Consider the following 14,873-nt stretch of genomic DNA (forward strand, 5'->3'; position numbering starts at 1 on the left):
TTTGATTGAAAAAGGAAATGTTTGAGCAGACTAACAATTCAACAAGATACTTTCCGAAATAAGAACAGCTCATAAACTCAACAAAGAAAACTGCAAAATAGATTGGGCAAAATCTGCATTTGAAATTTATAATTTGATTCGGGGATTATCTCCTTATCCCACGGCGTGGTGCTTATTTAAAGATAATGAACAAGAATGGAATGTAAAAATATATGAAGCTAAGATTCATTTTGAAAATCACTCTTATACTATAGGTAGCATTATTACGACTAAAAAAGAAATTAAGATTGCTGTAAAAGATGGTTACATTCAAATTTTGAGCATTCAATTTCCAGGGAAGAAAAAAATGGCGGCAAATGAACTACTAAATGGCATTACATTTTCAGACAAAGCACAAGCAGAATAAGGTCTCAAGCTCTTTTTTGAATAAAAAAAACGGCGAAAAGCCTCGGCTTATCAACAAATAAACCAAGTTATTAACAAATATTTGAAAAAAACACGAAAACTCTTGTGCAGTAAGGAATTCCTATTAAATTTGTTATCATTAACAAAATGTTTAACCAACAATTAATAACTAACATTATGAACAAATCAGAATTAATCGATGCGATTGCAGCTGACGCAGGAGTAACAAAAGCAGCAGCAAAATTAGCTTTAGAATCATTTTTAGGTAACGTAAGCGGTACTTTGAAAAAAGGTGGAAGAGTATCTTTAGTAGGATTCGGATCTTGGTCAGTATCTAAAAGAGCTGCAAGAGACGGAAGAAATCCTCAAACAGGAAAAACTATCAAAATTGCTGCTAAGAATGTTGTTAAATTCAAAGCAGGAGCAGATTTAGACGGAGCAGTAAACTAATAATTTAGTTCTTCTGATATACAAAGACCATTCGCAAAACGAATGGTCTTTTTGTTTTTAGCATAGAAAAATTTGGAAAATCATTTTTTTTTAAGCAACTTTATTAAAAATTAATTCAAAATGATTGCGGAAAAATTAGAAAAAGGACATTTGTTAATAGCCGAACCATCTATTATTGGTGACATGTCCTTTAATAGATCTGTAATTTTATTGGCTGACCATACTTCAGAAGGTTCAGTTGGATTCATTTTGAATAAACCCCTTAAATACTCTATCAAAGATTTACTTCCAGAGGTTAATTCCAATTTCAAAATCTATAATGGAGGCCCAGTAGAACAAGACAATTTATATTTTATTCATAACGTTCCCGATTTGATTCCGAATAGTATTGAAATATCTAAAGGAATATTTTGGGGTGGCGATTTTGATTTTACCAAAGAATTAATAAATACAGGTGTTATTAAGAAAAAAAATATCCGTTTCTTTTTGGGATACACTGGTTGGGATTCTGAGCAATTAGAAAATGAGATGCAAGCCAACTCCTGGATTTTGATAAAAAATAATTATGAAAACAAAATTCTTGGGAAAGCATCTGTTAACTTTTGGAAAGAGAAAATTTTAGAGCTTGGAGGAGATTATTTAATTTGGTCTAATGCTCCAGAAAATCCTACTTTGAATTAAGCTTCTATTGTATTATTCAATTTCTCTAACAACTGATTAGCTAAGCGAATTTCAAATTCTTTTTTACGATATTTTGTTATTGGCTGTATTCCAATGATAACATTGGTAATAAATAACTCATCTGCTTTCTGCAAATCAAAAGGAGAAATAGCTGCTTCAATAACTTCGATTGAATCAATTTGTTTTGCTAAAGTTATAATTTGTTTTCTCATTATTCCATTCAAACAACCTTCAGAAATTGGTGGTGTTATCAATTTGCTTCCCATCAACATAAACAGATTTCCATTTGCTGCTTCTATAACATTTTTGGTTTCGTTAATAAGTAAAGAGGAATCAAGTTGATTTTCTTTGGCAAAAATACTTGCTGTTACATTTGTAATCTTATTTGTCGTCTTAAGCGTTGACAGTAATTGTTTTGGAACAATAAAGTCTTTATACAAATCCACTTCAAATTGACTTTTAGGGGTTTTATACTTTATGCTATCCAGCTTATTTGCCTGAATGACATAGGAAATTGAATTATCTGTTGGCAAGTAAAATCCGCCTTCGTTTCTAAAAACAGTAAACCTTATTCTTGCAGAATCTTCGATAGCTAATACTTCGACTAGCTTCAAGATTTGCTCTTCAAGATATTCGATGGTAAAAGACATCGGAATTTCCATTCTCACAATTCTCATGGAAGCCATTAAACGAAAATAATGATCTTCAAAAAAAAGTATTTTATTGTTTACAATTTTTAAAGTTTCAAAAACACCATCGCCGTATAAGAATGATCTGTTAGAAACTGTTAACTGTAAATCAGAATCTTGAATTACCCCATTAAAATTTACCATAAAAAAATCCCGTTTAAAACGGGACAAATATAACTTTTAAAAATTTGATTTTATATAGAACCTATTACGTGTTTTAAATCAGAGATTTGATTTTCCCATAATAATTTTGATTCATCTAATTCATCTTCAACAGCAAAATCAACAACCATTAGAGAGACATCTTTAGTAATTTCGTCTTCCAAAATTCTTAATTCAAAATAGTATTCCGTATCCTTCTTATCTTCATCAACCCATTTAAATTTAACTTTCTCTCCAGTTTTTTTTGAAGCAAGACGAGCATTTTCATCAATACTATCCCAAGTAAAAGTAAAAAACTCTCCTCTTGAATTAACATTGTCAGCAAACCATTCTTGCAATCCAGAAGGTGTAGATATATATTGATACAGTAATTGGGGAGATGAATTTAATGGGAACTCAAGTTCGTAGCGTATTTTATGCTCCATGGTTTAGAATATTTTTTGGAAATATATATAATAAAATCAAAAAAAAGGACATTTTTAAAAATAATTTTTTTTGTCACTATATATTTGTAAGCTATGATATAAGTTTTATATTTGCACCCGCATTAAGAATATTAACCACTACACTAGGCGAGGTAGCTCAGTCGGTTAGAGCGCAGGATTCATAACCCTGAGGTCGGGAGTTCAAATCTCCCTCTCGCTACAAAATTGAAAAGGTTTGGAAAATTTCCAAGCCTTTTTTTATACTTCACATTCAACCATTTTTTTCCTTTTTTTAAAGAACTAACTATCAACTTACAAAATGAATTGTTTTTGATTGTAAAAATCAAAATTGTAAGTTTTTTATTTATTATAAAACATAAAAAGTGTATTTCATCGATTTTTTTATGCTTTTTATCGATTATTTTAAATAAATATCTAGTTTTGAAATGTCAAATAAAACAGAATGGAGTATTAAGCTTCATTTAATTAATAAATCATAATACCCCGAGTTATGAAAAATTTATTACTTAAAAAAGTAGAAAAGAATTGCATAATATTAATTACCTTACTAATTGGTAGTTTTGGATATGCTCAAATTGCACAAAGAGGAACTGCTACAACAGCAACTTCTTCAAACACCACTCTTACAATTAATAAGCCAACTGGTCTTGCAGTTAATGACCTAATGATTGTTAATCTAGCCCAAGGGAACAACAATACTAATGCTCCAACGGCTACAGGATGGACACTTATTGATGGTAGAAGTCTTGCTGGCGGTACAAAACGTTACGCTGCTGTTTTATACAAAATAGCTAATGCAACCGACGTTTCAGCATCTAATTTTGTATTTACAATGGGTAGTGCAACAGATAGTGCAGCTGGTGCTATTATAGCATTTTCCGGTGTAGATTCTTCAACACCATTTGATGTTAGTTCAGGGACTATTTCAGTTCAAGGAAGCCAAACCGGTGTAGTTGGAACTACTAAAACTACTGTTACCGCAAACGCTGCTGTAATTATGTTGGGGCAAACAGCAGGGAGTTTCCCTACTTGGTCAGCATGGACAACAACATCACCTGGAGCGCTTACTGAGTTATTTGATGTTCAGCATAATGCTAACACACAAACATCTGTTGGTGGAGCATGGGCAATAAAAGCATCAACTGGTGCAACTAGTGCAGGTGGAGCAACCCTTTCTTCTGCAGAACGAAATGGTGGTATCTTATTAGTTCTTAGACCTTGTATAAATACAATTACATTAAGTTCAGCAGTTGGAACTGATGCTCAAACCAAATGTATTAACTCAGCTATAACAGATATTACCTATACTACTACTGGAGCAACTGGAGCAAGTATATCAGGCCTTCCAACAGGAGTTACTGGTGCATGGGCATCAAACGTTTATACAATTAACGGAACTCCATCTGTGGCAGGAACATATAATTATACAATTACCTTAACAGGTGGGTGTGGACCAACTGTAACTAAAACAGGATCTATAACAGTTACTGCTCTGCCAACTGCTACTATTTCTTATGCTGGTAGTCCTTACTGTACTTCTTTAGCATCTGCTCAAAGTGTAACACAAACTGGTACGGGTGGCGGGACTTATTCTGCAAGTCCTGCTGGGTTAACTTTAAATGCTGCATCAGGTGCTGTGACGCCAAGTACTAGCTCGGCAGGAACTTATACTGTAACCTATACTTTATCTACTGGTGGTTGTACTATTACTCCAACGGCATCGGTTACCATTACTGCTCTACCTGTTGCAACTATTTCTTATGCAGGTAACCCTTTCTGTAAATCATTAGGAACTGCTCAAAGTGTAACACAAACAGGTACTGCTGGTGGAACGTATTCTGCTAGTCCTGCTGGGTTAACTTTAAATGCTTCAACTGGCGCTGTTACGCCAAGTACTAGCACGTCCGGAACTTTTACTGTAACCTATACTATTGCTGCGGCTAGTGGTTGTGGGATAGTTACAACAACTACTTCAGTTACAATTACTACTATACCAACAGCTGCCATTTCTTATGCAGGTAGTCCTTACTGTACTTCTTTAGCATCTACTCAAAGTGTAACACAAACTGGTACAGGTGGCGGGACTTATTCTGCTAGCCCTGCTGGGTTAACTTTAAATGCTGCATCAGGTGCTGTGACGCCAAGTACTAGCACGGCCGGAACATATACTGTAACCTATACTTTATCTACTGGTGGTTGTACTATTACTCCAACGGCATCGGTTACCATTACTGCTCTACCTGTTGCAACTATTTCTTATGCAGGTAACCCTTTCTGTAAATCATTAGGAACTGCACAAAGTGTAACTCAAACAGGTACTACTGGTGGAACGTATTCTGCTAGTCCTGCTGGGTTAACTTTAAATGCTTCAACTGGAGCTGTTACACCTAGTACTAGCACGGCCGGAACTTTTACTGTAACCTATACTATTGCTGCGGCTAGTGGTTGCGGGATAGTTACAACAACTACTTCAGTTACAATTACTACTATACCAACAGCTGCCATTTCTTATGCAGGTAGTCCTTACTGTACTTCTTTAGCATCTGCTCAAAGTGTAACACAAACTGGTACAGGTGGCGGGACTTATTCTGCTAGCCCTGCTGGGTTAACTTTAAATGCTGCATCAGGTGCTGTGACGCCAAGTACTAGCACGGCCGGAACATATACTGTAACCTATACTTTATCTACTGGTGGTTGTACTATTACTCCAACGGCATCGGTTACCATTACTGCTCTACCTACTGCAACTATTTCTTATGCAGGTAGTCCTTTCTGTAAATCATTAGGAACTGCTCAAAGTGTAACACAAACTGGGACTGCAGGTGGAACTTATTCTGCTAGTCCTGCTGGGTTAACTTTAAATGCTGCTAACGGAGATGTGACTCCAAGTACTAGCACGGCCGGAACTTATACTGTAACTTATACTATTGCTGCAGCTAGTGGTTGTGGGATTGTTACAACTACGGCGTCAGTTACAATTACTACTATACCAACGGCTGCCATTTCTTATGCTGGTAGTCCATACTGTAAATCTTTAGCATCTGCTCAAAGTGTAACACAAACTGGTACAGGTGGCGGGACTTATTCTGCTAGTCCTGCTGGGTTAACTTTAAATGCTGCATCAGGTGCTGTCACTCCAAGTACTAGCACGGCCGGAACTTATACTGTAACCTATACTTTATCTACTGGTGGTTGTACTATTACTCCAACGGCATCGGTTACCATTACTGCTCTACCTGTTGCAACTATTTCTTATGCAGGTAGCCCTTTCTGTAAATCGTTAGGAACTGCACAAAGTGTAACACAAACAGGTACTGCTGGTGGAACTTATTCTGCAAGCCCTGCTGGGTTAACTTTAAATGCTTCAACTGGCGCTGTTACACCTAGTACTAGCACGGCCGGAACTTTTACTGTAACCTATACTATTGCTGCGGCTAGTGGTTGTGGAATCGTTACAACTACGGCGTCAGTTACAATTACTACTATACCAACGGCTGCCATTTCTTATGCAGGTAGTCCTTACTGTACTTCTTTAGCATCTGCTCAAAGTGTAACACAAACTGGTACAGGTGGCGGGACTTATTCTGCTAGCCCTGCTGGGTTAACTTTAAATGCTGCATCAGGTGCTGTGACGCCAAGTACTAGCACGGCCGGAACTTATACTGTAACCTATACTTTATCTACTGGTGGTTGTACTATTACTCCAACGGCATCGGTTACCATTACTGCTCTACCTGTTGCAACTATTTCTTATGCAGGTAACCCTTTCTGTAAATCATTAGGAACTGCACAAAGTGTAACTCAAACAGGTACTACTGGTGGAACGTATTCTGCTAGTCCTGCTGGGTTAACTTTAAATGCTTCAACTGGAGCTGTTACACCTAGTACTAGCACGGCTGGAACATATACTGTAACTTACACTATTGCTGCGGCTAGTGGTTGCGGGATAGTTACAACAACTACTTCAGTTACAATTACTACTATACCAACAGCTGCCATTTCTTATGCAGGTAGTCCTTACTGTACTTCTTTAGCATCTGCTCAAAGTGTAACACAAACTGGTACAGGTGGCGGGACTTATTCTGCTAGCCCTGCTGGGTTAACTTTAAATGCTGCATCAGGTGCTGTGACGCCAAGTACTAGCACGGCCGGAACTTATACTGTAACCTATACTTTATCTACTGGTGGTTGTACTATTACTCCAACGGCATCGGTTACCATTACTGCTCTACCTACTGCAACTATTTCTTATGCAGGTAGTCCTTTCTGTAAATCATTAGGAACTGCTCAAAGTGTAACACAAACTGGGACTGCAGGTGGAACTTATTCTGCTAGTCCTGCTGGGTTAACTTTAAATGCTGCTAACGGAGATGTAACTCCAAGTACTAGCACGGCCGGAACTTATACTGTAACTTATACTATTGCTGCAGCTAGTGGTTGTGGAATCGTTACAACAACAGCATCAGTTACAATTACTACTATACCAACGGCTGCCATTTCTTATGCTGGTAGTCCATACTGTAAATCTTTAGCATCTGCTCAAAGTGTAACACAAACTGGTACAGGTGGCGGGACTTATTCTGCTAGTCCTTCTGGGTTAACTTTAAATGCTGCATCAGGTGCTGTCACTCCAAGTACTAGCACGGCCGGAACATATACTGTAACCTATACTTTATCTACTGGTGGTTGTACTATTACTCCAACGGCATCGGTTACCATTACTGCTCTACCTGTTGCAACTATTTCTTATGCAGGTAGCCCTTTCTGTAAATCGTTAGGAACTGCTCAAAGTGTAACACAAACAGGTACTGCTGGTGGAACTTATTCTGCAAGCCCTGCTGGGTTAACTTTAAATGCTGCTAACGGAGATGTGACTCCAAGTACTAGCACGGCCGGAACTTATACTGTAACTTATACTATTGCTGCGGCTAGTGGTTGTGGGATTGTTACAACTACGGCGCCAGTTACAATTACTACTATACCAACGGCTGCCATTTCTTATGCTGGTAGTCCTTACTGTAAATCTTTAGCATCTGCTCAAAGTGTAACTCGAACTGGTACTGCTGGTGGAACTTATTCTGCAAGCCCTGCTGGGTTAACTTTAAATGCTGGAACTGGTGCTGTGACTCCAAGTACTAGTACGGCCGGAACTTACACAGTAACCTATACCCTATCTACGGGTGGTTGTACTATCACACCAACGGCATCGGTAACTATTACTGCTATACCTGTTGCAACTATCTCTTATACTGGTAGTCCTTTCTGTAAATCATTAGGAACTGCTCAAAGTGTAACACAAACTGGTACTACTGGTGGAACTTATTCTGCTAGTCCTGCTGGGTTAACTTTAAATGCTGCTAACGGAGATGTAACTCCAAGTACTAGCACGGCCGGAACTTATACTGTAACCTATACTATTGCTGCAGCTAGTGGTTGTGGAATCGTTACAACAACAGCATCAGTTACAATTACTACCATACCAACAGCTGCCATTTCTTATGCTGGTAATCCTTTCTGTAAATCAATAGCTACTGCACAAAGTGTAACACAAACTGGTACTGCTGGTGGGACTTACTCTGCAAGCCCTGCTGGATTAACAATAAATGCTGCATCAGGTGCTGTCACTCCAAGTACTAGTACGGCTGGAAGCTATACAGTAACCTATACCTTATCTACTGGTGGTTGTACTATTACACCAACAACATCGGTTACTATTAATCCAATATTAACAGCTGGTGTAACTATTGCAGCTTCTCCATCTGGAACTATATGTGCTGGAACAAGTGTAACTTTCACTGCTACTCCAACTAACGGAGGGACAACTCCAACTTATCAATGGAAAATTAATGGTACAAATGTTCTCGGAGAGATTGCATCTACTTTTACAACATCCACATTATCAAATACTAATGTAGTTACAGTCGTAATGACATCAAATGCAACACCTTGTTTGGCAGGTTCTCCTGTTACATCAAGTGGTATTACAATGGCTGTTGATACAATGCCATCAATAACAAGCACAACTCCTGCATCAAGAACCGGAACCGGAACTTTAACTTTAGGTGCCACTGCTTCTATTGGTACAATATCTTGGTATGCAAATATAACTGGTGGTCCTTCATTGGGCTCTGGGACAAGTTTTACAACTCCAAGTATTTCAACAACTACAATCTATTATGTTGAAGCTGTTAATGGAGCTTGTACCTCAACTCCAAGAACTCCTGTAACTGCTACTATTAATTATGCTGAAATAGACATTCAAGGAAATGCAACTTCAATTGTAGATGGTGATACAACACCTACAACTACTGACTGGACAGATTTTGGAACATCAGCTACAACCCGAACTTTTACGATTTATAATACTGGTGCTTCTGCTTTAAATATTGGTACCGCTACTATATCTGGTTTGAATGCGAGTGAATTTACAATTACATCAGCTCCAAGCAGTGTAGTTGGTATTGGTTCTAGCACAACATTTACTATTACTTTCGATCCAACCGCCGTTGGACTTAGAACGGCTACAATATCAATTGTAAATAATGACACTAACGAAAATCCATACGATTTTGCAATTCAAGGAACTGGAGTTGAACAAGAAATAGATATTCAAGGAAATGCTGTTTCAATTGTAAACGGGGATACAACACCAACAACTACAGATTGGACAGATTTTAGTACAGTTGCAGGAACAAGAACATTTACTATTCGAAATACTGGAAATATAGTTTTAAACATTGGCGCAATAACTGTTTCAGGTTTAAATGCTTCAGATTTTACAGTTACCTCGCTACCTAGTGCAACTGTTGCTGCATTTGGAACAACTACTTTTACAGTTTCATTTTCTCCAAGTGTAATCAATAACAGAACCGCTACTATTAGTATCGCAAACGACGATGCTACTGAAAATCCGTATGCTTTTTCAATACAAGGATTTGGTATTATACCTGAAATTGATATCCAAGGAAATGCAACTTCAATTGTTGACGGAGACATAACTCCAACAACAACAGACTGGACAGACTTTAGTTCTGTTGCTTCAACCAGAACTTTTACTATTTACAACAATGGAAATTTTACATTAAATATTGGAGCAATAACTATTGGTGGTCCAAACGCCTCAGAATTTACAGTTACTACTCTTCCAAGTGCAACAGTTGCAGCATTAGCAAGTACCACTTTTGTAGTTACTTTTTCACCGACTGCTTTAGGTACAAGATCGGCTACAATAAGTATTATAAATAATGACAGTAATGAAGATCCTTATAATTTTTCAATTCAAGGAACTGGTGTTGTTCAGGAAATAGATTTACAAGGTCTTAGTATATCAATTGTTGATGGAGATACAGTACCTTCTGTTTCAGATGGAACAGATTTTGGTCCTGCAGATATTAATCTTGCAACTGTAACCCGTACTTTCTCGATTTTGAATACTGGTTCACTTCCATTGACAATTTCTAACCCAACTATATCTGGACTTAATGCGGCAGACTTTAGTATATCAACAAATCCAGGAGCACTTTCAATTGCTGCAGGCTCAAGTACTACTTTTGTAGTAACATTTAATCCAAGTGGAGTATTTACAAGAGTTGCAACAATTAACATTGTTAATAATGACAGTAGCGAAAACCCTTATGATTTTGCTATTCAAGGTACAGGTTTACTTGATAATGATGGTGATGGAATTGAAAACAATACCGATCAAGATGATGATAATGATGGAATTATAGATATAGTAGAATGTGGAACTTGTATAAGTGACCCATTCGTAAACGGAAGTTTTGAAGCTCCCGTAATTGGGGCTTCAACATACAGCATCGAACCAGCTGCAAATGTTACCGGATGGAATAATAGTGCAGAAAATTTCATTGAAATTTGGAGTACCGGATTTAATGGCGTACCGTCTGCAGCAGGTAATCAATTTGCAGAATTAAATGCAAACGTTGCCGGAAATCTATACCAAACATTTTGTCTAAATGGTGCTGGAGGAACAATAAATTGGGCTATCAAGCACAGAGGAAGATCTGGTACTGACGTTGCAGAAGTTAGATTTGGAGCAACTTTGGCAACAATTGCAACAGTTGCAACCATGACAGATGGAAATACTTCTTGGGGATCTTATTCGGGTACATACAGTATTCCGGTAGGTCAAACGAGTATCGTATTAGCCTTTACTGCAGTTTCATCTACAGGAGGTTTATCTTATGGTAACTTTATAGATGACGTACAAATTATAATCAACCAAAACTGTATTGACTCAGATGCTGATGGTGTTGCTGACTTACTTGACGTAGATGATGAAAACGATGGTATTCCAGATATTGAAGAAGCCGGATTTAAAGCTTATAGTAGTAATAAATCTGTAATGGATAGAAGCAGCGCTGCTACTTGGGTTGATGCTAACTCAAATGGTCTTAATGACTACATAGAAACTATGATAACTGCCGGAACTTATTCAACACCAGATACAGACGGTGATGGTGTGAAAGATTATTTAGATTTAGATAGTGATAACGATACAGCTTTTGACGTTGATGAAGCCGGTATATTAAATGGTGACGGAGATATAAATGGTGACGGTAAAGGTGATGGCCTGGATTCAGATGGTGACGGTTTATTAAACCTTTATGATAACTCTACTGTTTTTGGAACAACAACAAGAGCTTATGCTCAAGATACCGATACTAATGGTACTCCAGATTATAAAGATTTAGACTCTAACGATGATGGAGTTAATGATATCAAAGCTGGTTTATATGGCAGCTATGATGCTAATAATGATGGTAGAATAGATACTCCGGGAGATGCAGATCTTGACGGAATTACAGATGCTTTTGATACAAATGACGCTGTAAAAGGTTCTCCAAGAGATTTAGACAGAAAACTGTTTTTAGATTTTGATGGAAGAAACGATTATGCTGAAAACACTGCAATCTTAGGTGGATTATCAAATGCTACTTTGATGGCTTGGATAGATTTAAACAGTGCTTTTAGTACTACAGGTGTTGTAGTTGGTCAAGATAAATTCCAAATTAGAGTTTCTAGTGCAAAAACATTGCAAGTAATTGTCAACAGTACAACTTTAACTTTTGCTACACCTATGACAACTTCTAGATGGTATCATGTAGCGGCAACTTATGGTGGTGGAAATTTAAACTTGTATTTAAACGGAAAATTAGTAGCTACACAAGCTGTATCAGGAAGTATTTCAGCCGATGCTACAAAATTAACACTAGGTAAAAATCCAGCGTCAAGCACTAACTATTTTAAAGGTAAAATTGATGAAGTAAGAGTATTTAATACTACCTTAACTAATACACAAGTTGAACGCATGGTATATCAAGAAATACAAAATACAGCTTCACAAGTAAGAGGTGCTATAGTTCCTAGGGATATTGGCTCATTACCTTTTGCAAACGTATTAAGATATTACAGAATGGATACCTACAAAGATGATATTGTAGATGATTTAACAACTGCATCAATCGATACTGGCACAGGTATGAAATTATATAACCATAAAGTTATAAATGTACAACAAGCTCCAATGCCTTTTGTTACGGCAACAACAGGAACATTTTCAACAGCTGTTAATGATGCGTCAAATGACATCAGAGGTTTAGATGTTTATGATTACGATTATTCAATAATCCAAGTAAAACATAATATTACTGAAACTACAAACAGCGTAGATTTAGCAATGTTTGTTGACCCAGGAGTAACTGTTAATATGACAAATAATACCAAACTTCAAAATGACTGGTATTTAAAATTAGATGGTAAAATTGATTTAGTTGGAAAATCTCAATTAGTTCAAACTGCAAATAGTGAATTAGATGTTACAAGCGCTGGTTCATTAGAAAGAGATCAACAAGGACAAGCAATAAAATATAACTATAACTACTGGTCATCTCCTGTTAGTACAATAAACAGTACTACTATTAATCATGGATTTACAGTTGCTGGTGTTATGAAAGATGGAACCGATCCAAACAATATTCAAAACCTTCAATGGACAACAGGAACTAATGGTTCGCCAACAACTCCTATTACATTGAGTAGCTATTGGATATTTAAATTCCAAAACTCATCTAACAGTTACGCTAACTGGTCATCTGTTGGACAAAATGGAGCACTATTACCGGGTCAAGGATTCACTATGAAAGGATGTGGTTCAGCTGCTGCTGATCAAAATTACACCTTCGTTGGTAAACCAAATAATGGTACTATTACTTCAACAGTTGGTGCAAATAATTTGAACCTATGTGGTAATCCTTATCCTTCTGCAATTGATGCCAATCAATTTATAGATGACAATGCAGCAAGCATAAAAGGAACATTATATATCTGGGAGCACTATAATACAAATTCAAGTCACGCAACCGCACAGTATCAAGGTGGTTATGCAACTTACACAAAACTGGTGGAACTGCACCTGTTGCTCCAGCTGGTGTAAGCGGAATAGGTTCAAGTAGTAAAACTCCAAAAAGATTTATCCCAGTTGGACAAGGATTTTTTGTAACAGGATCAGCTACTGGCGGAAGTATAACATTTAACAATGGTCAAAGACTATTTATAAAAGAAGACGATGCAACTTCGTACTCTATGTTTAAACAAAATAATGGTCCGATATCAGTTATTAATCCAGCATTTAATAATTCTTCCGATACTTTTGTTGACGAACAATTTATGAAACTAAGAGTGGGTTATAATTCAGCTGATAATTATCACAGACAAATATTATTAGGATTTATGAATGAACATGCAACATCAGGATTTGACAATGGTTATGATGGATTAAGCATTGAAACTCCTACTAATGATATGTATTTCATAAATGGAACTGATAAATTAAACATCAATGGTGATGGTGCTTTTAATGTAAACAACATATACCCATTAGGTGTTAAAAATGCTGTGGCCGGTAATGTTAGTTTTGTTGTAGATGGAAAAGAAAATTTTAGTGATTCTCAAGAAATATACATCTATGACAATGTAACTTCACTCTACCATAGTGTTAAAGATCAAAACTTCCAAATCAATTTACCAGTTGGAACTTATGATTCAAGATTCTCATTGCGATTTACTAATGGTTCTTCGCTCGGAACAGTTGATCAGGAAGTAAATCATGGAATTAGCGTAATACATTCGCAAGCTAACAACATGATAAATATTAAAAACGAGTTACAAGAAGTAAATGTGAAGTCAGTTTCATTGTTCAACTTATTAGGCCAAGAGGTTCAAGTTTGGAAAATTTATAACCAAAACCAAGCGGATATACAATTACGCATTACAGATTTAAGCACGGGAACTTACATCGTAAAAGTAACTACTGATAATGGTGACATATCTAAAAAAATAATACTAAAATAATATCTTGTTCTGCTCTTTATTTGACACTAATTTGCTTTTTTATACAAGAAAAAAATCCCTGCTTCGGCGGGGATTTTTTTTTTTATTCAACTCAGAAGATTAATGTAATATTAAGAAAGTTTCTCTATGAGAATTTCAAGATTTACTAGAAGCTGTTCTCCTGTCTGAATATCTTTTAAAGTAAAGTTCGAACCATCAATTTCTTTGACCACAAAAGGAATTCCTCTACGTTCAGCATGTTTAAACTGCTTGTCAATTTTAGCTGCATCAGGATAAATATCGGCTTTAATATTTTTATTTCGAAGTGTCGTAATGGCTTTCATCGCTTCAAAGTTTGGTTTTCACCAAAATTTTGAAGCGATGAAAGCCATTACGACACTTCGAAATAAAATATTAAAGCCGATATTTATCCTGATGCAGCTAAAATTGACAAGCAGTTTAAACATGCTGAACGTAGAGGAATTCCTTTTGTGGTCAAAGAAATTGATGGTTCGAACTTTACTTTAAAAGATATTCAGACAGGAGAACAGCTTCTAGTAAATCTTGAAATTCTCATAGAGAAACTTTCTTAATATTACATTAATCTTCTGAGTTGAATAAGAAAAAAAAATCCCCGCCGAAGCAGGGATTTTTTTTCTTGTATAAAAAAGCAAATTAGTGTCAAATA

9 protein-coding genes and 1 tRNA gene are annotated in these 14,873 nt (G+C 36.5%); 7 read left to right on the plus strand and 3 right to left on the minus strand.

Translation table 11 applies throughout. The features are described from left to right. The first annotated feature begins 133 nt into the window (after positions 1-133). The 3 genes from QWY90_RS00500 to QWY90_RS00510 all read left to right on the plus strand — a co-directional run bounded on the left by QWY90_RS00500 (position 134) and on the right by QWY90_RS00510 (position 1,536). Positions 134-406, plus strand: coding sequence for a hypothetical protein (locus QWY90_RS00500; RefSeq protein WP_439108567.1), 273 nt, complete (start codon positions 134-136; stop codon positions 404-406). 146 nt (positions 407-552) lie between these two features. Next, positions 553-855: an HU family DNA-binding protein gene (locus tag QWY90_RS00505; RefSeq protein ID WP_290283893.1), complete on the plus strand. Its 303-nt coding sequence runs from the start codon at positions 553-555 to the stop codon at positions 853-855. A 120-nt stretch (positions 856-975) separates the two neighbouring features. Further along, positions 976-1,536, plus strand: a complete 561-nt coding sequence (locus tag QWY90_RS00510; protein ID WP_290283894.1) for a YqgE/AlgH family protein — start codon at positions 976-978, stop codon at positions 1,534-1,536. Here QWY90_RS00510 and QWY90_RS00515 read toward each other — a convergent pair. Both QWY90_RS00515 and QWY90_RS00520 read right to left on the minus strand, forming a co-directional pair. Then, positions 1,533-2,369, minus strand: coding sequence for an aminotransferase class IV (locus QWY90_RS00515; RefSeq protein WP_290283895.1), 837 nt, complete (start codon positions 2,367-2,369; stop codon positions 1,533-1,535). The two genes, QWY90_RS00510 and QWY90_RS00515, sit on opposite strands and share 4 nt — an antisense overlap. A 50-nt stretch (positions 2,370-2,419) precedes the next feature. Then, positions 2,420-2,812 (minus strand): START-like domain-containing protein, encoded by a 393-nt coding sequence (locus QWY90_RS00520; protein ID WP_290283896.1) that lies wholly within the window; start codon positions 2,810-2,812, stop codon positions 2,420-2,422. A gap of 146 nt (positions 2,813-2,958) precedes the next feature. On the opposite strand from QWY90_RS00520, the gene QWY90_RS00525 reads away from it, so the two are divergent. The 3 genes from QWY90_RS00525 (at position 2,959) to QWY90_RS00535 (ending at position 14,206) form a co-directional block, all read left to right on the plus strand. Further along, positions 2,959-3,032, plus strand: a tRNA-Met gene (locus QWY90_RS00525). A gap of 291 nt (positions 3,033-3,323) precedes the next feature. After that, a complete protein-coding gene (locus QWY90_RS00530; protein WP_290283897.1) occupies positions 3,324-13,289 on the plus strand; it encodes a choice-of-anchor D domain-containing protein in 9,966 nt (3,321 codons plus the stop codon). Positions 13,290-13,294: 5 nt separating this feature from the next. Beyond that, the gene (locus tag QWY90_RS00535; protein WP_500683661.1) at positions 13,295-14,206 is read left to right on the plus strand and encodes a DUF8693 domain-containing protein; all 912 of its coding nucleotides are present in this window, start codon (positions 13,295-13,297) and stop codon (positions 14,204-14,206) included. Positions 14,207-14,316: 110 nt separating this feature from the next. Here the strand turns inward: QWY90_RS00535 and QWY90_RS00540 are convergent, their stop codons facing one another. Continuing rightward, a complete protein-coding gene (locus tag QWY90_RS00540; protein ID WP_290283899.1) occupies positions 14,317-14,529 on the minus strand; it encodes a His/Gly/Thr/Pro-type tRNA ligase C-terminal domain-containing protein in 213 nt (70 codons plus the stop codon). A gap of 81 nt (positions 14,530-14,610) precedes the next feature. On the opposite strand from QWY90_RS00540, the gene QWY90_RS15840 reads away from it, so the two are divergent. Then, positions 14,611-14,778, plus strand: coding sequence for a His/Gly/Thr/Pro-type tRNA ligase C-terminal domain-containing protein (locus QWY90_RS15840; RefSeq protein ID WP_369281093.1), 168 nt, complete (start codon positions 14,611-14,613; stop codon positions 14,776-14,778). Positions 14,779-14,873 lie beyond the last annotated feature (95 nt).

Source organism: Flavobacterium paronense (assembly GCF_030409795.1).
Taxonomy (GTDB): Bacteria; Bacteroidota; Bacteroidia; order Flavobacteriales; family Flavobacteriaceae; genus Flavobacterium; species Flavobacterium paronense.

What these genes read in the sequence shown, in the direction of transcription:
- QWY90_RS00505 (WP_290283893.1), top strand. Translation starts at nt 553, where the DNA reads ATGTTTAACCAACAATTAATAACTAACATTATGAACAAATCAGAATTA.
- QWY90_RS00510 (WP_290283894.1), top strand. Translation starts at nt 976, where the DNA reads ATGATTGCGGAAAAATTAGAAAAAGGACATTTGTTAATAGCCGAACCA.
- QWY90_RS00515 (WP_290283895.1), bottom strand. Translation starts at nt 2,369, where the DNA reads ATGGTAAATTTTAATGGGGTAATTCAAGATTCTGATTTACAGTTAACA.
- QWY90_RS00520 (WP_290283896.1), bottom strand. Translation starts at nt 2,812, where the DNA reads ATGGAGCATAAAATACGCTACGAACTTGAGTTCCCATTAAATTCATCT.
- QWY90_RS00530 (WP_290283897.1), top strand. Translation starts at nt 3,324, where the DNA reads ATGAAAAATTTATTACTTAAAAAAGTAGAAAAGAATTGCATAATATTA.
- QWY90_RS00540 (WP_290283899.1), bottom strand. Translation starts at nt 14,529, where the DNA reads ATGAAAGCCATTACGACACTTCGAAATAAAAATATTAAAGCCGATATT.